Origin of the sequence: Vibrio paracholerae (assembly GCF_037672085.1) — a bacterium.
GTDB lineage: Bacteria > Pseudomonadota > Gammaproteobacteria > Enterobacterales > Vibrionaceae > Vibrio > Vibrio cholerae.
In genome coordinates this window covers 267688-289089 of sequence record NZ_JBBHLM010000002.1, presented here as the reverse complement: position 1 = coordinate 289089, position 21402 = coordinate 267688, and the positions used below count along the sequence as shown (strand labels likewise).

Genomic DNA, 21402 nt, shown 5'->3' with positions numbered 1-21402 from the left:
AAAAGCCCACCAAATTCGGGTGGGCTTTCACTTCAAAAATTAAGCAGTCTAGAGAATGAAACGGCTGAGATCTTCGTCCTCGACCAGCTCACCCAAACGCGCTTTCACGTAAGCAGCATCGATCACGAAGGCTTGGCCGGCTTTTTCTGTTGCATCAAAGGAGATTTCATCCATTAAACGCTCCAGCACAGTATGCAGACGGCGCGCACCAATATTTTCGGTGGTTTCATTGACTTGCCATGCGGCATCCGCAATCTGCTTGATACCATCTTCGGTAAACTGCACATCCACCTGTTCGGTTTTCATCAGCGCAACATATTGCTCGGTGAGTGATGCTTTCGGCTCGGTCAGAATGCGTTTGAAGTCGTTGCTCGACAGGGCTTCCAGTTCAACACGGATGGGCAAACGGCCTTGCAGCTCTGGGATCAAATCTGACGGTTTTGCTACTTGGAACGCACCTGATGCAATAAACAGAATGTGATCCGTTCGCACCATGCCATGCTTAGTGGATACCGTACTGCCCTCAATCAAAGGCAGCAGATCGCGCTGCACCCCTTCACGAGAAACATCGGGACCCGATACTTCGCCACGCTTACAGATTTTGTCGATTTCATCGATAAACACGATGCCGTTGTTTTCGACATTGTAAATCGCCTGCTCTTTCAGCTCTTCTTGATTGACTAGCTTAGCGGCTTCTTCTTCCACTAAGGCTTTCAGCGCATCTTTAATCTTCATTTTGCGCTTTTTCTTGGTGTCGCCAGCGAGGTTTTGGAACAGCCCCTGCAGCTGGTTGGTCATCTCCTCCATACCTGGAGGCGCCATGATTTCCACGCCCATCTGCGGTGTCGCCACATTGATTTCGATATCTTTGTCGTTCAGCAGCCCTTCACGCAACTTTTTACGAAATACTTGGCGGGTGCTGGAGTTCTCCTCTTTTTGCTCTGCTTGTCCCCACGCATCGCGTGGTGGAGGCAGCAGCGCATCCAATACGCGCTCTTCCGCTAACTCTTCAGCGCGGAATTTCACTTTCTCCATCGCTTGCTGATGCGTCAGCTTCACCGCAACATCGGTCAGATCGCGGATGATCGATTCCACTTCCTTACCGACATAGCCCACTTCGGTGAATTTGGTCGCTTCAACCTTGATGAAAGGCGCATTCGCAAGCTTGGCTAAACGGCGAGCAATTTCAGTTTTGCCGACACCGGTTGGGCCAATCATCAGAATATTTTTCGGGGTCACTTCAACACGCAAGCTCTCTTCAAGCTGCATACGACGCCAACGGTTACGCAGCGCAATCGCTACGGCACGTTTGGCTTTATCTTGACCTATGATGTGGCGATTTAGCTCGCTCACTATTTCGCGGGGAGTCATTTCAGACATGATTCAAATCCTTCACTCAGCTTATCGAACACTATCTTGTGGTTATTTGCCGGAGACTTATTGGCCTACGCAGATGCGCCTTGTGGCAACATCGCCTGCGGAATTTCGAGTTCTTCGATAGTGTGATTATGGTTAGTAAATACGCAGATATCGCCCGCGATATTTAAGGCTTTTTCGGCGATCGTGCGTGCATCAAGCTCGGTGTTTTCTAATAGAGCAATGGCAGCCGCTTGTGCATAGTTGCCACCAGAACCAATCGCAATCAGATCGTGCTCAGGCTGCAGCACATCACCATTACCGGTAATGATCAGCGATGCGGTTTCATCGGCGACCGCTAAAATCGCTTCCAAACGGCGCAGCGCGCGATCGCTTCGCCAATCTTTGGCTAGCTCAACCGCCGCTTTGGTCAGGTGACCTTGGTGCATCTGCAACTTACTTTCAAAGCGCTCAAACAGGGTAAATGCATCAGCGGTTCCACCAGCAAAGCCTGCTAGTACCTTGTTGTTATAAAGGCGGCGCACTTTACGTGCATTGCCTTTCATCACGGTATTGCCTAGCGATACCTGCCCGTCACCAGCGATGACAACTTTATTATTACGACGCACTGATACGATAGTAGTCACAAGAGGCCTCTTTAATTTTTATCGGAGAGTTTCACGCTTATATGCGGCTACCGGAAAACAATTTCAAGCCAAGCGAGAGAAGTTGACTTAACACCAACAAAAAAGCCTGATCAATATCAGGCTTTTAGGGAATCCATTACTGTTTCTCAGCCCAAATGGCACAGGGCTCGATTTTCGCGCGTTGCAATTTGTGCTTATCACGCTCAGCATCGCGCCTGAATTTGTAAGGACCAAGTACCACCCGATACCAACTGCTGTCCGCTTTCTTACGGATATGACTGCTGATACCTTGAAAAGCAATATCTAGCTTCCGCGCTTCGGCTTGCTCTGCGGTTTTATAAGCACCACACTGCATCACGTAAGGAATATCCGATACTTGCTGCTCTTTAGCCACCACCTCAATCTCACGATTGGGCAGAGTATCTACGTAATCCCACTTCTCGGTTGGTGGGGGTGGTAACGTATCTGCCTGCTTAGGCTTACTGGAGGATGTCGATGATGATGTCGACACCTGAGTGTTGACTTTGGGGTCTGGGTCGTTATTGAGTAAATACAAGCCATAACCAAAGCCCGCAATCAATGTTAAAGCGACTAAACCACTACGCCATGGTTTACGGCGCGGCGCTGCTTTTCTGCGGGTCGGCTTCTTCGGACTACGACCGCCTCTTACATAATCTCTATTAGCCACGTTGTTGTTCGGAAATTAACAAAATTGTCCACATGTTAATGCAGATCGCCGCCAGATAACAGAGTTACACCCAAACAACTGGTCTTATCGCCGATCTCAGCGCTGCGACAGGAACGAAAAAAGGAACCGAGTTCAAACCATTCAAGGATGAAACTCGGTTTCGAAGGTTGGTTACTTCTTGCTTGGCGGCGCAGCACTCTCACGCAATACCAATTTGGTCTCCAAGAGACGCGAGCCAGCACGCACATCGTGTCCGCGAAGCAGCTCAAGCATCATCAGCATGGCTTGACGGCCAATCTCATAACGCGGCTGCGAAATGGTGGTTAATGGAGGATCGCAATACTGAGCGAATTGAATATCGTCAAAACCGACCACGGAGAGATCTTGCGGTACACGCAAACCCAATCGCTTCGCTTCCTGAATCGCGCCAATCGCCATTGTATCGTTATGGCAGAAAATCGCGGTCGGCTGCTCAGGCAATGCCAACAGCTGACGCACCGCTTTTGCCCCGGCTTCAAACGTGAAATCGCCAAAAGTGCAGTAAGTCGGGTTCATGGTGATACCAGCACGACGCAGCGCCTGTTGATAACCTTGATGACGGAATTGGCACAGCGCAGCATGTTGTGGACCGGAGATCTGCGCAATCCGTTTGTGCCCAAGCTGAGTGAGATAATTTACCGCCTCAAATGCCGAGGTCAGGTTATCGATGTGTACCGTTGGCAGTTCCAGCTCCGGCGCAAATTCACACGCCATCACCATAGGCGGTAGGTTTTTCTGCTCAGGTTTACTCACATCAAACGGCAAATCCGTGCCCAACAGCAACATACCGTCTGCCTGTTTGGTAAACACCAGATTAACGAACGAGTTCTCCCGACGCTTCTGTTGACCACTATCCCCCAACAGCACCAGATAACCGTGCTCCATCGCGGCATCTTCAATGCCGCGAATGATCTCAGAAAAGTAGGGATCACAGATATCTGGCACGATAGCAACGATGGTTTTGGATTCATTACGCCGCAAATTGCGCGCTAAAGAATTTGGTGAGTAACCCGCTTCCAGCACGGCCTCCTCGACTCGTTTACGAGTAGACGACGAGACTTTCTCTGGATTCATCAACGCACGAGACACGGTCGCGGTTGAAACTCCAGCAAGCTGGGCAACATCCTTCATTGTCGCCATGTATTTTTACCCTCTTTTCTCTATCGAGTGATGTTGAGCATCACACTCATGATGACTGATCTTGTAAGACTTAACCTGCAATCAGTAAATCTTGTTCATGCTAGAAATCATGGCCATAACCATGACGTTGGGCTTAACGAAAACGATTCACTGAGTGGATTTTACCGATAGTCTAAGGGATTCAGAACAGAAAGTTACGGCGAGATTAACAAATTTTGCATCGTCATCGTGATTCTCATCACGATAATAAGCATTAATTTGCTGACAAAATTAACACACATCCGCTTTATCAAACGCAATGTGAATTAGCTCAAATCTTGTGGGTCAATATCGATCGACCAACGTACTTTGCTCGCCAACGGTAACTGTTGTAATACGGGGCGTGCGCTTTGCAAAATTTTCTGCATCAGAGTGCGATTCGGCGTTTGTAGTAAAAGTTGCCAACGGAATTTTCCCGCTCGTTTCGCGAGTGGCGCAGGCGTTGGCCCAAGCACCATACATTCGCTATCAAACCAAGGATTGCAGCGCAAGGTTTCGCGTACTTGGCGCAGAAAATCTTCCACTTGAGCGGTGTGATTGGCTTCAGCTCGAAATAAGCTCAAGAAAGAATAAGGGGGCAACTGCGCCAGTTTGCGCTCTTCCAACGCCGTCAAAGCAAAGTGGTGGTAATCCTTATGCAGTAAGGCTTGTAGCAAACTGTGTTCGGGATGATGCGTTTGTAGCACCACTTCGCCAGGCTTACTGGCTCGCCCTGCCCGCCCTGCGACTTGAATAAAGAGCTGAGCCAAACGCTCAGAAGCGCGAAAATCACTGCTGTACAGTGAGCCATCGACATCCAACAACGCGACCAAGGTAACATCGGGGAAGTGATGTCCTTTGGCGAGCATTTGCGTACCAATCAAAATCTGATATTCGCCTTTGCGAATCGCGGTTAACGCCGATTCCAAACTGCCTTTACGCCGCGTGCTATCTCGATCAATTCGCACTGAACGATACTCAGGGAATAGAGTGTGTAATTGCGCTTCAAGCTGTTCCGTACCAACGCCGACAGTAACCAGTTGAGTCGAGCCGCACCCTTTGCATTGATGGAGAACAGGACGCTGTGAACCACAATGGTGGCAGCGCATTTCATTGCTGTGTTGATGGTAGGTGTAATAGGCATCGCAACGCTGGCACTCCGCAATCCAGCCACACTCGTGACACATCAAGGCCGGAGAAAAACCGCGGCGGTTTAAAAACAGCATCACCTGATTGCCCGCCGACAAATGGCGGCGCATTTCTGCAATCAAAGGCGCAGAAAGGCCACTTTCTAGATAGAGCCCTTTCACATCCAACGCGTGGTTACGTGTGGGTAGTGCATTACCGGCGCGCTGCGTCAGTTGCAAGTGATGGTATTTACCACTGAGCGCATTATGCAACGTTTCCAAGGCTGGCGTCGCCGAGCCAAGCACAATCGGAATGTTTTCCAGATGCGCGCGCATCACAGCCACATCTCGGGCGTGATAACGCAGGCTATCTTGCTGCTTGTAAGAACTATCATGTTCTTCATCAACAATAATAATGCCTAATTTGGCAAAGGGTGTGAGCAGCGCCGAGCGCGTACCAATCACAATCCCCGCCACTTTATCGCGCGCCGCCAGCCAAGCGTTGAGGCGTTCAGTGTCGTTGAGCGCCGAGTGCATCACTTCAACGGGGACATTAAAACGTTGGCGAAAACGGTTGATGGTTTGTGGGGTTAAACCAATTTCCGGCACCAACACCAAGGCTTGTTCACCACGCGCCAATACCGGTGTGATGAGGTTAAGATACACCTCTGTTTTGCCTGAGCCCGTTACCCCTTCTAATAAAAAGCAGCCGAAACCTTGCTGGCTATTCACCGCCGCAATCGCGATCGCCTGCTCTTGATTAAGCTTAGGTTTATCGACTTTGGCTTCCAGCTCTTGCGGCCAAGGACGCGCCACAGGTTTACGCTCTTCACACTCGATCCACCCTTTTTCGACCAAGGCTTTGAGGGTCGTACTGCTCACCTCTTCATCAAGCAAAGTTTGGTGCGATAAAGCGCCGTGCTGCAGCAGGTGAAGGACTTGCGCTTGCTTTACTGCGCCACGCTTCACCCCTTGCATCAATTGCTCTTGACCAAGCGCGGTCAAACGCCACTCCTTATGGCTAGTCAACTCTGCCGCTTTGCCTTTGCGCAGTGCGCCGGGCAAGGCATTCGCGTACGTTTCACCGAGCGGATAATGATAAAACTGACTACACCAGTGCAGCAGAGACTGCAGTTTATCTGGCCACACGGGCGCGTCATCCAAAACGGCTTGCACGGATTTCAGTTGTTCGATAGGAAAATCGGATTGATGTGTCAGCGACTGGACAATGCCGACCAAGGTTTGTCGCCCAAAAGGCACTTGTACACGACCGCCCAGCACTGGAAATAGATGAGCTGGGATCAGATAGTCGAAAGACTTATCCAGAGGTACAGGCAGGCAAACTCGGGCAATGGTGGGTCGCATCAGGGTCCAAAACAGAGAAAAATCAAACGGATCACAGTCTACTGGAAGCTTGGCAGAAATTCGACCCGCGCTTTTGGTGAAATAATCGGCGCGATCGGTTGATCCGAAACTCGAGATTCATTAATATATCGCGCCTTACGGCATCCTAGAGGGTTGACCTCTCTGGATATGCAAACTCGTTATTTTTAACACTACGTGTGGTGTCCGACGACAATCGATTCGGATGGCGACACGGCCTAAATTGAGGTTATCCCATGAAAGCTGGTATCCACCCAGAATACAAAGCAGTAAACGCAACTTGTTCTTGCGGCAACTCTTTCGTTTTCAACTCTACTCTAGGTAAAGACACAATGCACCTAGACGTATGTGACAAGTGCCACCCATTCTACTCTGGTAAGCAACGTATCGTTGACACCGGTGGTCGTGTTGAGCGCTTCAACAAGCGTTTCGGCGCACTGTCTGCGAAGAAGTAATTTCTGCTTTACGCTAGATTTTGAAAAAGGACGCTTCGGCGTCCTTTTTTCATAGCTTAAACCTCGCCACCGCTATCTCATCTCGCTTTCAGCGAGGATGAATTGAACACTCACTTATCTGCATATAAAACCCTTTGAATTGGCACATTCTGGCTATTTCTTCTCCGCTATTCACATTTTCACTGGTCTTATCAGCAAGATCTTCGCTTTTTTTGTACGCTTTGCTCAGTGTCTAACCTAGGCAGTTTGCAATAGTTACTTTAAAATTTGCGACCTCCCCCATAAATAACAATAAGAGAACAGCCCTATGTCCGATGACAATCGCCTCAACCCAACGCCTGAAGAACAATTTCGCCAACGCGCTCTGGATTACCATGCTTACCCAACTGCGGGCAAAATTGGTATTGCACTGACCAAGCCAGCCGATTCTGCTGCCGATCTGGCTCTGGCTTATAGCCCAGGTGTGGCTGAGCCAGTGCGTGAAATCGCGCAAAACGTTGACAATGTGTATAAGTACACCGCGAAAGGCAACACGGTTGCCGTAATCTCTAACGGCACCGCAATTTTAGGATTGGGAAATTTAGGCCCGATGGCCTCTAAGCCTGTCATGGAAGGTAAGGCTCTGCTGTTTAAACGCTTCGCAGGATTGGATTCGATTGATATTGAAGTAAAACACCGCACGATCGACGAATTTATCGATACTGTCGCTAACATTGCTGATACTTTCGGCGGCATTAACTTAGAAGATATCAAAGCCCCAGACTGCTTTGAAATTGAGCGCCGCCTGATTGAGCGTTGTGATGTCCCTGTATTCCACGATGACCAACACGGTACCGCGATTGTCACCGCGGCTGGCATGCTTAACGCCCTTGAGCTGCAAGGTAAACAACTGAAAGACTGTATTATCGTCTGCCTTGGTGCGGGAGCGGCGGCGGTGGCGTGTATGGAGCTACTGATCAAATGTGGAGCAATGCGTGAGAAAATCTACATGCTGGATCGCAAAGGCGTGATCCACACTCGCCGTGATGATCTCAATGAATACAAAGCGCTGTTTGCCAACAACACCGACAAGCGTACGCTGGAAGATGTGATTGCTGGAGCGGATCTGTTCCTCGGCGTTTCTGGCCCTAACTTGCTGCCAGCGGATGCCCTTAAGCTGATGGCCGACAAGCCTGTGGTGTTTGCCTGCTCCAACCCAGATCCTGAAATCAAGCCAGAAATTGCTCATCAAGTGCGTAACGACATGATCATGGGGACTGGTCGCAGCGACTATCCAAACCAAGTTAACAACGTGCTCTGTTTCCCGTTCATTTTCCGTGGAGCACTCGATGTGCGCGCGAGTGAGATCAATGACCAGATGAAACTGGCTGCGGTAGAGGCGATTCGCCAACTGGCGAAAGAGCCTGTGCCAGCCGAAGTGCTGACAGCTGCTGGAGTGGATAAGCTCAGTTTCGGTATTGATTACATCATTCCAAAACCGATGGACCCACGCCTATTGCCACGCGTAGCACGCGCCGTCGCGGAAGCGGCAGTGGAATCAGGTGTTGCTCGTATCCCAATGCCAGAAAACTACATGCAGGCTTAATCTGCTTGTTTATGTTGATAAACAGTCGATAAAAAAAGCCCCTCAGTTATATGAGGGGCTTTTTTATAAGCAGGATTTGTTCAATGAACCCGTATCACTCACGCCAATCGTTACTCATCGTAAGATTCGAACTCAATCCCCATTTCGGTCATCAAACGTTTGGCTTCGGCAGGAATATCATCAGGGCGATCTTTACGTAGGTCTTCGTCCGTCGGCAGCGGCTGGCCTGTATAAGCATGCAAGAAGGCTTCGCACAGCAATTCACTGTTGGTTGCGTGACGTAAGTTATTGACTTGACGGCGTGTTCTCTCATCCGTTAGCACTTTGAGAACTTTTAGCGGAATGGATACCGTGATTTTTTTTACCAACTCGCTCTTTTTCCCATGCTCTGCATAGGGGCTGATGTATTCGCCATTCCAGTCTGCCATTGCGCACCTTCGTTATTGTGGTTCGAATCGAAATTTCAAAGGCCCTAATTTTAGCGGGATTTACCGCCATAAGCAAAGACATATAGACGTCTAGAAGTGTTGACGTCTTTATTTAACATCAGTAAAGTGTCGAGTAATTTATGGGCAACGGATAAACCTCGTCCCCCAGTTAGGGAAAGTTGCGATGCGACAACCGACACTGCAGCTTAAAGCAGGAAAGGTATATGATGAAGCCCTCTAGGACAGAATAGCCAGCAAGGAAACTCCATGACCACACGCAAGCCAGCCACCATTGCGGTTCGTACCGGGATTGAATCGGACACTCAATACCATGCCGTTGTGCCCCCCATTTATCTTTCGACCAACTATGGTTTTCCCGCATTTGGCGAAGTACCTAAATACGATTACACCCGCTCAGGCAACCCAAACCGAGGCCTGTTAGAACAAACCTTATATGAGCTTGAATGTGGAGAAGGTGCCGTAGTGACCAACTGTGGCACTTCGGCCATCAATTTATGGGTCACAGCCTTGTTAGGCCCTGACGATCTGATTGTCGCGCCGCATGACTGCTATGGCGGCACTTATCGCTTGCTCAACACCCGCGCTAAAAAAGGCGATTTCAAAGTGCAGTTTGTGGATCAATCCAACGCAGCCGCACTCACCCAAGCTTTGGCCCGTAAGCCCAAACTGCTGCTGATTGAAACACCCTCCAACCCTTTAGTGCGTGTGGTGGATATTGCTCATCTTTGTCAGTTAGCGAAAGCACAAGGCACTTTGGTGGCGGTAGATAACACCTTCTTAACTCCAGTATTCCAAAAGCCTCTCACCTTGGGCGCGGATTTTGTGCTGCACTCCACCACCAAATACATTAATGGTCACTCGGATGTGATTGGCGGCGTGTTGATCTGTAAACACAAGCAACATGCAGAAGAGTTGGCTTGGTGGGGCAACTGTTTAGGTTCAACTGGTACTCCATTTGATAGCTACATGACCTTACGTGGTATTCGCACGCTGGGCGCGCGGATGCGCGTGCATGAAGAGAGTGCGCAACAGATTTTGGCTTATCTACAGACTCAATCTTTGGTTGGCAAAATTTATCATCCAAGTCTGCCCGACCATCCGGGTCATGAGATTGCCAAAAAACAGCAATCTGGCTTTGGCGCTATGCTCAGTTTCGAGTTTGCCGGCAGTTTTGAGCAGCTGAAATTCTTTGTGGGTAAGTTGGCGCTGTTTTCACTGGCAGAGTCACTTGGTGGGGTAGAAAGTCTTATCTGCCATCCTGCGTCTATGACTCATCGTGCAATGGGCGAAGAAGCCTTAGCTGAAGCGGGAATTTCCCAGCAGTTGCTGCGTCTTTCTGTCGGTCTTGAAGATGCCTCTGATCTGATTGCCGATCTTGACCAAGCCTTTTTGCACACTCTTGCCGCGAATTAAGGAGATCTGTGAATGACCCATCCCCGTCAATTGCATAAATTTGGTGGTAGTAGCCTTGCCGACCCTGAGTGTTATCAGCGTGTCGCGAAAATTCTTAAAAGTTATTCCAAAAGTGATGATCTGGTGGTGGTCTCTGCGGCTGGCAAAACCACTAACCGTTTGATCAGTTTTGTCGAAGCACTCAGTAAAGATGGTCGCGTTGCCCATGAAACCCTACATGCGCTGCGCCAATATCAGTCTGAATTGATTGCTAAGCTACTCAGCAACGAAGCGGCTGAACCACTACTTAGCCAACTGCAACAAGAGATCAGCGTGTTAGGCGAGCTCACGGCTCCTCTTAGTCACGCGCAATACGCTTGGGTTTTGGGGCATGGTGAGCTCTGGTCGGCACGTTTACTCGCCGCGTTACTGAACCAGCAAGATTTACCAGCGGTCGCGCAAGATGCGCGGGCGTTTTTACGTGCCGAAGCAGGCACACAACCGGAAGTGGATCGCGCGCGCTCTTACCCACTACTGAAAGCCGTGTTGGCACAACATACCCAGCGCCGCGTGGTGATCACTGGTTTTATGGCACAAAACGAACAGGGCGATACAGTCCTGCTCGGTCGTAACGGTTCCGATTATTCTGCGACCGTGATTGGCGCACTGGCCGAAGTATCACGCGTGACCATTTGGAGTGATGTGGCTGGCGTGTACAGCGCCGATCCACGCATTGTCAGCGATGCGTGTTTGCTGCCACTGCTAAGACTCGATGAAGCCAATGAGCTGGCACGCTTAGCTGCACCAGTTCTGCACAGCCGCACACTCCAACCTGTGGCACAAAGCACCATGGAGCTTCACTTACGTTGCAGCCACCAACCGGAATCGGGTTCTACCCGTATTGAACGGGTACTGGCTTCTGGTCGCGGCGCGAAAATCATTACTTCACTCGATGATGTGCTGCTGATTGAACTGAGCTTTGCTCATCACCATGATTTCCATCGCGTGCAAGAAGATGTGTTACAGCACTTGCTGCGCGTACAACTGCAACCGCTGACTTACGAAGCACAACCTGACCAATACCGTTTGCGTTTAGCTTACACAGCAGAAATTGCGCCTGGCGCGTTTGCGGCGCTGCAAGATGCCGCGTTCGAGGCGGAAATCAAACTCAAAGAAGGCTATGACCTGATTGCTGCGGTCGGTGCAGGCGTCACCAAAAACCCGAACCACTGTTATGGCTTCTACCAACAGCTGAATGCCTTACCGGTCGAGTTTATCAGCGCGTCAGAATCAAGCCTCAGTTTGGTTGCCATACTGCGCCAAACGCCGATTCATTCATTGGTTAACGCCATTCACAAACAGCTCTTCCAAGCTCAAAAACGCGTCGCGATTGCGCTGTGTGGTAAAGGCAATATCGGTTCAAGTTGGCTCAAACTGTTTGCCGAACAAAAAGAGAAATTGGAACAACGCCACGGCATGAATTTTGAGTTGGTTGCGGTAGTCGATAGCCAAACCTACTGGTTTAATGAGCAAGGCATTAATCCAAACCAAGTGGCCACTCATTTCCAAGATGAAGCACTGCCCAACCAAGAGCAAAGCTGGCTGAAAAAACTCGGTGCATTAGAAGGGTACGATGAAGCAGTCGTGATTGATGTCACCGCCAGTGCAGAGTTAGCTGAGCAGTATCTCGACATTGCCGAACACGGTTTGCACCTGATTTCCGCCAACAAAGTGGCTGGCTCAGCTGCGGGTAATTATTACTACCAAGTTAAAGATGCCTTTCACAAAATTGGCCGCCACTGGCTGTATAACGCTACGGTAGGCGCGGGCTTACCAATTAACCACACGGTGCGTGACCTACGTGAAAGCGGCGATGACATCATGGCGTTATCTGGGATTTTCTCCGGCACACTCTCATGGCTGTTCCAACAATACGACGGTAGCTTGCCATTCAGTGAACTGGTGGATTTAGCGTGGCAGCAAGGTTTAACGGAGCCCGATCCGCGTAGTGATCTCGATGGTTCTGATGTTATGCGTAAATTGGTGATCTTGGCACGTGAATCTGGCCTTGAGACTGAGCCGCAGAATGTCAAAGTGGAATCATTGGTACCTGCCGAGCTGCGCTCTGTATCGCTGGATGATTTTCTCGACAACAGCAAACTGCTCAACGAGCAGCTCGCCGAACGCCTCGCCCGAGCACAGAAGCAAGGCAAGGTGCTGCGCTACGTAGCAAGGCTAGAGAAAAATGGCAAAGCCAGCGTGGGCGTTGAAGCGCTTGAGCAAGACCACCCACTGGCTAACTTACTGCCGTGTGACAACATCTTTGCCATCGAGAGTAAATGGTATCGCGATAATCCACTGGTGATCCGAGGCCCCGGCGCTGGACGCGAAGTAACTGCTGGCGCGATTCAGTCGGATTTGAATCTGCTCGCGAGCCTACTCTAAATCTCTCGTTCTACCCCTTAAAACAAAGCTCGTCGAAATGGCGAGCTTTCCCTCCCATCCTCTATACTTTTGGGTATAGAAAGCATCATGCTCTATCTCTCTCACCAAGAACCATACATAGCGCTGAATGACTTTTTCGAGCGTGAATCGACTTCACGATCAACATGAGTAATCTTCATAATGGCGAGGTTGACATCAAAGCGCATTCACGACATTCTACAGCCATATAGACGTCTAAACGTCAATTCAGATTCAGGCAGTGACACTCGGTCACAGGGAGTACAAGATGGGATACACACACGCTGGCCATATCGATGCATTGAACCAAAACATTGCGGAGCTTTCTGACATCAATGTTTCGTTTGAGTTTTTTCCACCCAGCTCACCACAAATGGAAGAAACGCTTTGGGGCTCGGTACACCGTCTGAAAACACTCCAACCGAAATTTGTTTCGGTCACTTATGGCGCAAACTCTGGTGAGCGTGACCGTACTCACTCGATCATTAAAGCTATCAAAGATCAAACTGGTTTAATTGCCGCGCCACACCTGACTTGTATCGATGCCACTCGTGATGAACTGATCCAGATCGCCGATGACTACTGGCATAACGGCATCCAGAATATTGTGGCGCTACGTGGTGATATTCCTGCTGGCGGTGGTAAGCCAGAGATGTACGCCTCCGATCTAGTGACGCTGCTCAAATCACGCCACGATTTTGATATTTCCGTGGCAGCCTTCCCTGAAGTGCATCCTGAAGCGAAAAGCGCGCAAGCGGATCTGCTCAATTTAAAACGTAAAGTCGAGGCGGGTGCGAATCGTGCCATCACGCAGTTTTTCTTTGATGTCGAGAGTTACCTGCGTTTTCGCGATCGCTGTGTGGCGGCTGGGATTGAGGTAGAAATCGTCCCCGGCATTCTGCCTGTGTCTAACTTTAAACAAGCCTCACGCTTCGCTGCACAAAACAACGTCAAAGTTCCGAATTGGATGGTGAAGCAGTTTGAAGGATTAGAAGACGATCCGGTGACTCGCCAGTTGGTAGGTGCAAGCCAAGCCATTGATATGGTGCGCGTGCTGTGCCGTGAAGGGGTGAAAGATTTCCACTTCTACACCCTAAACCGAGCCGAAATGACCTACGCCTTATGCCATACTTTAGGCGTGCGCCCACAAGCTTAAGCACAACATTCCATCTTGATCAAAAACGCCGACATCACTGTCGGCGTTTGCGTTAGAAGAATTACTCCACGTCTTCCATTTTGCCCAGCAGGCTGCGGATGCGCTCTTGCCATGCCGCATGCTCTTGTTGAACTTGCTGTGCACGTTGCTCAAGCTCTTCACGCGCTTCACGCAGCTCTTGTGCTTCATTTTGCAGCTGTTGTTTTTCTTCTTTGAGCTCTTCAACTTCCATTTGCAGCAGTGCAATGGTGTCGACTGCAGTTTGAATTTTCGCTTCCAGTTTTTCTAATACTTCAAAAGACATGACGTTTTACCCTTGTTGATTCGGTTGAGGTGAAGTGGACTTCACTGATTGAGTTCATTCTACTCAGCCCTGTGCACAGAAACACGCCCTAAGTTCGATCTTTTTCGCTATTCGGTTAAAAAAACCGCGCAATTTGACCCAAGCTTAACTTAATGAGCCGCTAAGCTCGATCCGAGCAGGCATTTTCGAGCAAACCTCGACTTTTCTTGCGCGTTTTTGATCAAAGGCAAAGGCGAATTGCCGCAAAAGGCAAACGTTTACTTGGGAGTGTGGTAGAATGCCGCGCAAAATTTCTCTCTTGGGTTTGGAGCAAAGCAAACATGAAACGCGATTTAGCAATGGCTTTTTCCCGCGTCACCGAAGGTGCCGCACTCGCAGGCTATAAATGGTTGGGACGTGGCGATAAAAATGCCGCCGATGGCGCTGCGGTAGAAGTGATGCGCATCCTGCTCAACCAAACGGAGATCAGCGGTGAAATTGTGATTGGAGAGGGCGAAATTGATGAAGCGCCTATGCTGTACATTGGCGAACAAGTCGGCCTAGGTGGCGATGCAGTTGATATTGCGGTCGACCCTATCGAAGGTACTCGCATGACCGCCATGGGCCAATCTAACGCGTTAGCCGTGCTTGCGGCGGGCGAAAAAGGCAGTTTCCTGAAAGCGCCCGACATGTACATGGAAAAGTTGGTGGTTGGCCCCGGAGCAAAAGGCTGCATCGACCTCAATTTGCCGCTAAAAGACAACCTAAACCATGTCGCAAAAGCACTCGGCAAACCCTTAACCGATTTGGTGGTGATCACGCTTGCCAAACCGCGCCACGACCAAGTGATTGCGCAAATGCAACAGATGGGCGTACGCGTTTTTGCAGTGCCGGATGGCGATGTCGCCGCATCAATTCTGACCTGTATGCCCGATAGTGAAGTGGACATGATGTACTGCATTGGTGGGGCACCAGAAGGCGTAGTCTCTGCGGCGGTGATCCGCGCGCTGGATGGCGACATGCAAGGCCGTTTACTGCCGCGTCACCAAGTCAAAGGCGATAGTGAAGATAATCGCATTTGGGGAGCTAAAGAGCTCGAACGCTGTCAACAAATGGGCGTAGAAGCCGGTAAAGTGCTGAAAATGGAAGACATGGCACGTAGTGATAACGTGATTTTCGCGGCCACCGGCATCACCAAAGGTGACTTACTCGATGGCATCAGTCGCAAAGGCAATATCGCGACAACAGAAACACTGCTGATCCGCGGCCGCTGCCGTACCATCCGTCGTATTCGCTCAATTCACTATCTGGAGCGTAAAGACCAACAAGTGCGCGACATCATTCTCTAACCCGCGTATCTATCATATAAACAGACCCGCATAGAAAAGACCGCCTTGGCGGTCTTTTTTGTCTCTGAATACAAAGTGCTGCGAGCTTAGAACAGCTCTTCAGCGACTTTGTACAGGTCGGTGCGTACAGGACGCTTCATGTTTTCAATCGCATCAATGATGTCGTGGTGAACCAGTTGTTCTTTCTGGATACCGACACAACGACCTCCGTGACCTTCCATCAATAGATGCACTGCGTAGTTACCCATGCGCGATGCCAGTACACGGTCAAATGCGGTTGGTTTACCACCCCGTTGGATGTGGCCTAATACGGTTGCGCGAGTTTCACGGCCTGTCGCCGATTCAATCTCTTTGGCCAGTTTGTTGGCATCCATCATCAGCTCAGTCAGCGCAATGATCGCGTGCTTTTTGCCTTTCGCAATACCATCTTTGATATTGGAAATCAGCTGCTCCATATTCAGACCCGTTTCCGGGGTGATGATGTATTCACAGCCACCCGCAATCGCAGAGGTCAGCGTCAAGTCACCACAGTGACGACCCATGATTTCTACGATGGAGATACGTTGATGTGAAGAAGAGGTATCACGCAGACGGTCAATCGCTTCAATAACGGTGTTCAGGGCAGTCAAATAGCCAATGGTGTAGTCGGTGCCCGCGATATCGTTATCAATCGTGCCTGGCAGACCGATACAAGGGAAACCCATTTCGGTCAGTTTTTTTGCGCCCATGTAAGAGCCGTCACCACCAATCACGACCAGCGCTTCAATGCCGTGTTTTCTGAGGTTTTCAATCGCTTTTTCGCGCACTTCGACTTCACGAAATTGCGGGAAGCGTGCAGATCCTAAAAAAGTACCGCCACGGTTGATCACGTCAGACACGCTTGAACGGTCTAGTTGCTTGATACGATCTTCGTACAGACCTTGGTAACCGTCGTAAATACCAAATACTTCTAAACCTGCGCCAAGTGCTGTACGCACTACGCCGCGAATAGCTGCATTCATACCTGGGGCATCGCCACCACTCGTCAAAACACCGATTTTTTTAATCATGCTCACCCTCGAACTTTGCGAATCGAATATCAATTTCTACGCCGTCTGGCTTGTAAGGAACCAGACAGAAAAATTCAAAAACTGTGCGTAATGTTACCTTTCCCGATTAGGAATACTACTGTTATTTGCACTAAATTCTGTAAGTTTTCTACTTATGTAAGAGTATTACAGTTTTGTGCTCACCCTGTGTTGATTCATGTCAGGGTTGGCGTTTTTTTGTTAACTTGGGGAAAAGATAGTCAAACTGACGCCTTTTGTCGCCTCACTGGGGCGATTTTTGTTGCTGCTCGGCCTCAAGCACCACGGAATGCGGGTCTTGGTGGATCAAAACATCAGCCCCCACAAAATGTTCACGCAATTTATCTTCTACCCGATCCGAGATCTGATGTGCTTCCAGCAACGAAATGTTGTCATCTAATTCCAAATGGAGCTGAATGAAGCGCACCGGGCCGGACATACGTGTCCGCAGTTGATGCATACCAATCACACCAGCCACACTGAGGCAGATCGCATGAATTTGTTCCAACTCTTCATCGGGTAATTTACGGTCAAGCAGCGTCTGCACCGCATCATGCACCATTTTAAAGGCGCTGAATAAGATATAGAGACCGATACCGATCGCAAAAATGGCATCCGCTTGACCAAATCCCCACCAACTTAATCCCAGCGCAACCATGATGGCCGCGTTCATCAGTAGATCGGATTGATAGTGGAGTGAGTCTGCGGCAATCGCTTGACTGCCGGTTTTTCTAACCACATAGCGCTGAAACAGTACTAAACCAAAAGTCACCAACATGGCGATGGCACTGACATAGATGCCTAATTCAGGGGCATTCAATTCATGGGGTCGGAAAAAGCGATCGACACCGTTGAGGATCAAAAAGCACGCGGAGCCCGAGATAAACATGGCTTGTGCCAGTGCCGCGAGCGATTCTGCTTTGCCATGCCCAAACGCGTGCTCATGGTCAGCGGGCTGTAGTGCAAAACGTAATACGATAAGGTTAACCACAGAGGCGGCGATATCGAGTACCGAGTCGATTAAAGACGCCAGTAAGCTCACTGACCCCGTTACCCACCACGCTGCGACTTTGACCACCAAGAGCAGCGAGGCTACCGCCGTCGCGGTCCAAGCGGCCATGGTGACCAAACGAGCGTATTCTTTTTTCATCACGCTTCCCTTTTTCTTGGGGTGTCAGACAGATGACCGAGTATATACCCAAAATCAAGACGTAAAAAACCACAAGGTAACGTTAAGCTGCCTTGTGGTTTGAGGAATGCGTGGTGGCAATAGAATTAATGAGCGGCTTTTTTACCTTTACCGTGCCCACCTTCTTTCATGTGTTGCTGCATCTGCTCTTGCTGTAACGTTTGCCATTTGGCTTTCTGTTCGGCGGTCAAAATGCTCATCATTTGATGACGTTTTTCCATCATTTTTACGCGATGAGTCACTTGCTGATCCACCATCTGTTTTGCCAGATTCTCGGCGGCTGCTTGGTCAAAATCAGCCGCGATCACCAGAGCACGCTCCTGCTCATGCAATGCTTTCATCGCATCATGGTTTTGTCCGCGATTAGCGCGCATCTTTTCACGACCAGTCTCACGCATCTCTTTGAGTTGGGCTTGCTGCTCAGCGGTTAAATCAAGCTTTTTCCAGATCCCACGCTCACCGCGGTCTCCACAATGGCCATCACCCTCTTTATCCCAACCGTGACCACCGTAAGCCAGTGCCGCCGTCGTTCCCAGAGTCAGTGGTAGGACAGCCGCAGCTAAAATCATTTTTTTGGCAAGTTTCATCGTTCGTTCCTCTACATTTCGTTTCGTTATCGATTAGGCTGCTCTGCAGCGCTTGAACATAGATTACGACTTGCAAGGTCAAGTGACGTATAGGGAGCGTAAAGAATCGTAAAGAGCAGATTGCTCACTGACCACAGCACTTTTTTCACGGTAAACTGAAGGTAACCAAGCAATACACGAGGCAGCTATGGCACATATCCTTTTGATCGACGATGACACCGAATTGACCAGTCTATTAACCGAGGTTTTACAGTACGAAGGCTTTGAAATTTCACAAGCCAATGACGGTGAAGCCGGACTGGCCGCGGTCAGCGATGAGATCGACTTGATCCTACTCGATGTGATGATGCCTAAGCTTAATGGCATGGAAACCCTCAAGCGTCTGCGCGAAAAATGGGCAACGCCGGTTTTAATGCTGACCGCGAAAGGCGAAGAGATCGATCGGGTGATCGGCTTAGAGCTCGGAGCGGATGATTATCTCCCCAAACCTTTTAGTGATCGCGAGTTGCTAGCGCGCATTCGTGCCATTTTGCGCCGTACGCAAAACGGCCTCACGCCTAAAAACAGCGATGTCATCGAGTGTCAGGACATTCAAGTCTACCCCGGAAAACAGGAAGCCTACTGCCAAGGACAACTGCTGGAACTGACGACTACGGAATTTGCCCTACTGACTCACTTTGTGCAGTCGCCCGGAGCAACCTTGACCAAAGAGATGCTGAGCATTGAAGTGCTCGGCAAACACCTTGCCGCATTTGATCGAGCCATCGATATGCATGTGTCTAACCTGCGCAAAAAACTGCCTGAGCGGCCAGATGGCAAAGCACGGATCAAAACTTTGCGCGGTCGCGGCTACTTAATGGTTCAGGAGGAGTAATGCGTCTACCGTTACCGAAATTGAATAACCTGTATGGGCGCATCTTTGCGATTTTCTGGTTTACCATGCTGTTGGTACTGTTCGCGGTATTGACCCTACCTCATCTTGACCCGCGTAAATCGCGTGACTTATCACCCGAAACGCATCAACGTTTGCTCGAGAGCAGAGATCGCTTTGAACAGCAATTTCGCAACCAAACCGACTTAAGAGCCATTCTGTTTCAGCTCGAAGGGCCAGACAGTCAGCACCGTAAACACGATGTTCAGCCGCGTTTTTTTATCACCGATTTAGAAAGCAACATTATCACCAACTCAAAGCAGACCGATTTTCGTTTTAAAGCGATGCAAAACTTCTGCTCCAGTATTGAATCGGTTCAAAAACCACAGCAGCGCCTGTATGGCCGTTATATGTTGGCAGGCCCAGTGCCTATTACGTTAGCTAAGCAAGATCTGCTGTTGTATGTCGGTATGCGCTGGGATGAACCACCGCCGTTTTTGCTGCGTTTGTTTGATAAACCCTTCCAACTGTTGTTGGCAATCATGCTGGTGAGCACCCCGCTGCTACTGTGGCTGGCGTGGGCCTTGAGTAAGCCGGCGCAAAATCTGGCTCAAGCCGCGCAGCGTGTCGCGCGGGGCGAATTTGTGCATGACCCCAAATTAGAACGCGGCACAGCGGAGTTTCAACAGGCGGGACGCAGCTTTAACCAGATGGTGGATGCAGTCAATCAGATGGTTTCTGGGCAGCAAAGACTGCTTTCTGACATTTCTCACGAATTGCGTTCCCCCTTAACTCGGCTACGCATGGCCAACGCGCTGGCAATGCGTAAACTCGGCAGTAGCAGTGAATTAGAGCGGATCGATACCGAAGCACAACGTTTAGAGCAGATGATTGGGGATTTACTGGCGCTCTCACGCATGCAAATCAATAGCCATTTAATGCGCGAAGTGCAGCCACTGAGTAGTTTATGGGAAGAGTTGCTCAAAGATGCGCAATTTGAAGCCGAGCAGATGCACAAAACGCTGACTTTTGACGCGATCCCAGAGCGAACCATCAACGGCACGCCCAAATTACTGATGAGTGCATTGGAAAACGTGGTGCGTAACGCGATCCACTACGGGCAACAGCAGATCCACGTAGCCTTTACCATTCAAGACCAGCAACTCATCGTGAGCGTCGATGATGATGGCGAAGGTGTACCCGAAGAGGAGTTGGCGGATATTTTCCGCCCGTTCTATCGCGTCTCGACAGCGCGGGATCGACACAGCGGTGGCACAGGGCTTGGTTTAGCCATCACCGAAAATGCCATTCGCCAACACAGTGGCACTATCAGCGCAAACCGCAGTCACTTAGGAGGCTTACAAGTTCGCTTTACTTTACCTCTGGCGAGCGCTTAACGCAGTAACTCGGGGCAGCAATATCCTCACAATCTTCAGGTTGTTAATGATATTAATTATCATTAACATAAAAGAATACCCTTGCTATCCGCCTTGCTGATAGCCAAGCGATATTCATCCAAGGAGGATACTATGCCCCATCTATTTCCCGATCTACCCTACGCTTACGATGCGTTAGAACCTTATATTGATGCCAAGACCATGGAGGTGCATTACAGCAAGCACCACCGCACTTACTACGATAAATTCCTGTCTGCCATCAAAGGAACTGAGCATGAAGATACGCCACTGAGCGAGATTTTCGCGCGCGTTTCGACCTTACCCGCAGCCGTGCGTAACCACGGTGGTGGCTACTATAACCACATTGTGTATTGGAACTGCATGAAGCCTAACGGTGGCGGCGAGCCACAAGGCGAATTGGCTGCAGAGATCGAACGTCAATTTGGCAGTTTTGCGCAGTTCAAAGAAGCCTTCTCGCAAGCGGCCGTGAACACCTTCGGCTCTGGTTTTGTCTGGCTTATCGTGCAACAAGGTCAACTGAGCATTACTTCCACCAGCAACCAAGACAACCCATTGATGGATGTGGTTGCCGTGCGTGGTGAACCGATTCTTGCCCTTGATGTGTGGGAACACGCTTACTACATTCGCTACCAAAACCGCCGCCCTGAGTACATTGATGCGTGGTGGAATGTGGTGAACTGGGAAGCGGTCAGTGAAAACTACGCTATCGCACTCACCCAAGCTGCGTAATTCATCAGAAG

19 protein-coding genes are annotated in these 21402 nt (G+C 49.8%); 9 read left to right on the top strand and 10 right to left on the bottom strand.

What is annotated here, in order from left to right; translation table 11 throughout:
- Positions 1 to 48: 48 nt before the first annotated feature.
- The 5 genes from hslU to priA form a co-directional block, all read right to left on the bottom strand.
- Positions 49 to 1380 carry an HslU--HslV peptidase ATPase subunit gene (gene hslU, locus R4537_RS06615; protein WP_071179321.1) on the bottom strand — a complete coding sequence of 444 codons (1332 nt, stop codon included), beginning with the start codon at positions 1378 to 1380 and terminating at the stop codon, positions 49 to 51.
- Between the two features lie 65 nt (positions 1381 to 1445).
- On the bottom strand, positions 1446 to 2003 hold the full coding sequence (hslV, locus tag R4537_RS06610; protein WP_001960141.1) for an ATP-dependent protease subunit HslV: 558 nt from the start codon (positions 2001 to 2003) through the stop codon (positions 1446 to 1448).
- Positions 2004 to 2139: 136 nt separating this feature from the next.
- A complete protein-coding gene (locus R4537_RS06605; protein ID WP_071179322.1) occupies positions 2140 to 2691 on the bottom strand; it encodes an SPOR domain-containing protein in 552 nt (183 codons plus the stop codon).
- Positions 2692 to 2862: 171 nt separating this feature from the next.
- Positions 2863 to 3870 (bottom strand): DNA-binding transcriptional regulator CytR, encoded by a 1008-nt coding sequence (gene cytR, locus R4537_RS06600; RefSeq protein WP_029627696.1) that lies wholly within the window; start codon positions 3868 to 3870, stop codon positions 2863 to 2865.
- A gap of 305 nt (positions 3871 to 4175) precedes the next feature.
- Entirely contained in the window at positions 4176 to 6380 is a 2205-nt protein-coding gene (gene priA, locus R4537_RS06595) for a primosomal protein N' (RefSeq protein ID WP_071179323.1), read from the bottom strand.
- 254 nt (positions 6381 to 6634) lie between these two features.
- Here priA and rpmE point away from each other — a divergent pair, with 254 nt between their 5' ends.
- The gene (gene rpmE / locus R4537_RS06590; RefSeq protein ID WP_000643446.1) at positions 6635 to 6853 is read left to right on the top strand and encodes a 50S ribosomal protein L31; all 219 of its coding nucleotides are present in this window, start codon (positions 6635 to 6637) and stop codon (positions 6851 to 6853) included.
- A gap of 307 nt (positions 6854 to 7160) precedes the next feature.
- Positions 7161 to 8438 (top strand): malic enzyme-like NAD(P)-binding protein, encoded by a 1278-nt coding sequence (locus R4537_RS06585; protein ID WP_001278591.1) that lies wholly within the window; start codon positions 7161 to 7163, stop codon positions 8436 to 8438.
- 110 nt (positions 8439 to 8548) lie between these two features.
- On the opposite strand, the gene metJ is transcribed toward R4537_RS06585, so the two are convergent.
- Positions 8549 to 8866, bottom strand: a complete 318-nt coding sequence (gene metJ, locus R4537_RS06580) for a met regulon transcriptional regulator MetJ (protein ID WP_000796267.1) — start codon at positions 8864 to 8866, stop codon at positions 8549 to 8551.
- A 267-nt stretch (positions 8867 to 9133) separates the two neighbouring features.
- On the opposite strand from metJ, the gene R4537_RS06575 reads away from it, so the two are divergent.
- From R4537_RS06575 to metF, 3 genes are all read left to right on the top strand, one after another.
- Entirely contained in the window at positions 9134 to 10300 is a 1167-nt protein-coding gene (locus tag R4537_RS06575; RefSeq protein WP_000213237.1) for an O-succinylhomoserine (thiol)-lyase, read from the top strand.
- A gap of 12 nt (positions 10301 to 10312) precedes the next feature.
- Positions 10313 to 12724 (top strand): bifunctional aspartate kinase/homoserine dehydrogenase II, encoded by a 2412-nt coding sequence (locus R4537_RS06570; RefSeq protein ID WP_071179324.1) that lies wholly within the window; start codon positions 10313 to 10315, stop codon positions 12722 to 12724.
- Positions 12725 to 13010: 286 nt separating this feature from the next.
- The gene (gene metF / locus R4537_RS06565; protein ID WP_029627700.1) at positions 13011 to 13898 is read left to right on the top strand and encodes a methylenetetrahydrofolate reductase; all 888 of its coding nucleotides are present in this window, start codon (positions 13011 to 13013) and stop codon (positions 13896 to 13898) included.
- Positions 13899 to 13959: 61 nt separating this feature from the next.
- On the opposite strand, the gene zapB is transcribed toward metF, so the two are convergent.
- Positions 13960 to 14202 carry a cell division protein ZapB gene (gene zapB, locus R4537_RS06560; protein WP_000007389.1) on the bottom strand — a complete coding sequence of 81 codons (243 nt, stop codon included), beginning with the start codon at positions 14200 to 14202 and terminating at the stop codon, positions 13960 to 13962.
- Between the two features lie 320 nt (positions 14203 to 14522).
- Here zapB and glpX point away from each other — a divergent pair, with 320 nt between their 5' ends.
- Positions 14523 to 15530 carry a class II fructose-bisphosphatase gene (gene glpX / locus R4537_RS06555; protein ID WP_000817540.1) on the top strand — a complete coding sequence of 336 codons (1008 nt, stop codon included), beginning with the start codon at positions 14523 to 14525 and terminating at the stop codon, positions 15528 to 15530.
- A gap of 86 nt (positions 15531 to 15616) precedes the next feature.
- Here glpX and pfkA read toward each other — a convergent pair whose 3' ends face one another.
- From pfkA to R4537_RS06540, 3 genes are all read right to left on the bottom strand, one after another.
- Entirely contained in the window at positions 15617 to 16579 is a 963-nt protein-coding gene (gene pfkA / locus R4537_RS06550; RefSeq protein WP_071179325.1) for a 6-phosphofructokinase, read from the bottom strand.
- A gap of 262 nt (positions 16580 to 16841) precedes the next feature.
- Positions 16842 to 17747, bottom strand: a complete 906-nt coding sequence (gene fieF, locus R4537_RS06545; RefSeq protein ID WP_071179326.1) for a CDF family cation-efflux transporter FieF — start codon at positions 17745 to 17747, stop codon at positions 16842 to 16844.
- A gap of 125 nt (positions 17748 to 17872) precedes the next feature.
- Complete coding sequence (locus R4537_RS06540; RefSeq protein WP_071179327.1) at positions 17873 to 18373, bottom strand: CpxP family protein; 501 nt, start codon at positions 18371 to 18373, stop codon at positions 17873 to 17875.
- A 187-nt stretch (positions 18374 to 18560) separates the two neighbouring features.
- Here R4537_RS06540 and R4537_RS06535 point away from each other — a divergent pair, with 187 nt between their 5' ends.
- The 3 genes from R4537_RS06535 (at position 18561) to R4537_RS06525 (ending at position 21391) form a co-directional block, all read left to right on the top strand.
- The gene (locus R4537_RS06535; protein ID WP_000940152.1) at positions 18561 to 19247 is read left to right on the top strand and encodes a response regulator; all 687 of its coding nucleotides are present in this window, start codon (positions 18561 to 18563) and stop codon (positions 19245 to 19247) included.
- A complete protein-coding gene (gene cpxA, locus R4537_RS06530; protein ID WP_032480025.1) occupies positions 19247 to 20641 on the top strand; it encodes an envelope stress sensor histidine kinase CpxA in 1395 nt (464 codons plus the stop codon). Before R4537_RS06535 ends, cpxA begins: the two co-directional genes overlap by 1 nt.
- 132 nt (positions 20642 to 20773) lie before the next feature.
- Complete coding sequence (locus R4537_RS06525) at positions 20774 to 21391, top strand: superoxide dismutase (RefSeq protein ID WP_001120292.1); 618 nt, start codon at positions 20774 to 20776, stop codon at positions 21389 to 21391.
- Positions 21392 to 21402: the final 11 nt, after the last annotated feature.

Coding starts and splice junctions, on each gene's coding strand:
- zapB (WP_000007389.1), bottom strand. CDS start 14,202: ATGTCTTTTGAAGTATTAGAAAAACTGGAAGCGAAAATTCAAACTGCA.
- cpxA (WP_032480025.1), top strand. CDS start 19,247: ATGCGTCTACCGTTACCGAAATTGAATAACCTGTATGGGCGCATCTTT.
- cytR (WP_029627696.1), bottom strand. CDS start 3,870: ATGGCGACAATGAAGGATGTTGCCCAGCTTGCTGGAGTTTCAACCGCG.
- pfkA (WP_071179325.1), bottom strand. CDS start 16,579: ATGATTAAAAAAATCGGTGTTTTGACGAGTGGTGGCGATGCCCCAGGT.
- rpmE (WP_000643446.1), top strand. CDS start 6,635: ATGAAAGCTGGTATCCACCCAGAATACAAAGCAGTAAACGCAACTTGT.
- R4537_RS06535 (WP_000940152.1), top strand. CDS start 18,561: ATGGCACATATCCTTTTGATCGACGATGACACCGAATTGACCAGTCTA.
- fieF (WP_071179326.1), bottom strand. CDS start 17,747: ATGAAAAAAGAATACGCTCGTTTGGTCACCATGGCCGCTTGGACCGCG.
- metJ (WP_000796267.1), bottom strand. CDS start 8,866: ATGGCAGACTGGAATGGCGAATACATCAGCCCCTATGCAGAGCATGGG.
- metF (WP_029627700.1), top strand. CDS start 13,011: ATGGGATACACACACGCTGGCCATATCGATGCATTGAACCAAAACATT.
- R4537_RS06540 (WP_071179327.1), bottom strand. CDS start 18,373: ATGAAACTTGCCAAAAAAATGATTTTAGCTGCGGCTGTCCTACCACTG.
- R4537_RS06585 (WP_001278591.1), top strand. CDS start 7,161: ATGTCCGATGACAATCGCCTCAACCCAACGCCTGAAGAACAATTTCGC.
- priA (WP_071179323.1), bottom strand. CDS start 6,380: ATGCGACCCACCATTGCCCGAGTTTGCCTGCCTGTACCTCTGGATAAG.
- R4537_RS06575 (WP_000213237.1), top strand. CDS start 9,134: ATGACCACACGCAAGCCAGCCACCATTGCGGTTCGTACCGGGATTGAA.
- glpX (WP_000817540.1), top strand. CDS start 14,523: ATGAAACGCGATTTAGCAATGGCTTTTTCCCGCGTCACCGAAGGTGCC.
- R4537_RS06525 (WP_001120292.1), top strand. CDS start 20,774: ATGCCCCATCTATTTCCCGATCTACCCTACGCTTACGATGCGTTAGAA.
- R4537_RS06570 (WP_071179324.1), top strand. CDS start 10,313: ATGACCCATCCCCGTCAATTGCATAAATTTGGTGGTAGTAGCCTTGCC.
- hslU (WP_071179321.1), bottom strand. CDS start 1,380: ATGTCTGAAATGACTCCCCGCGAAATAGTGAGCGAGCTAAATCGCCAC.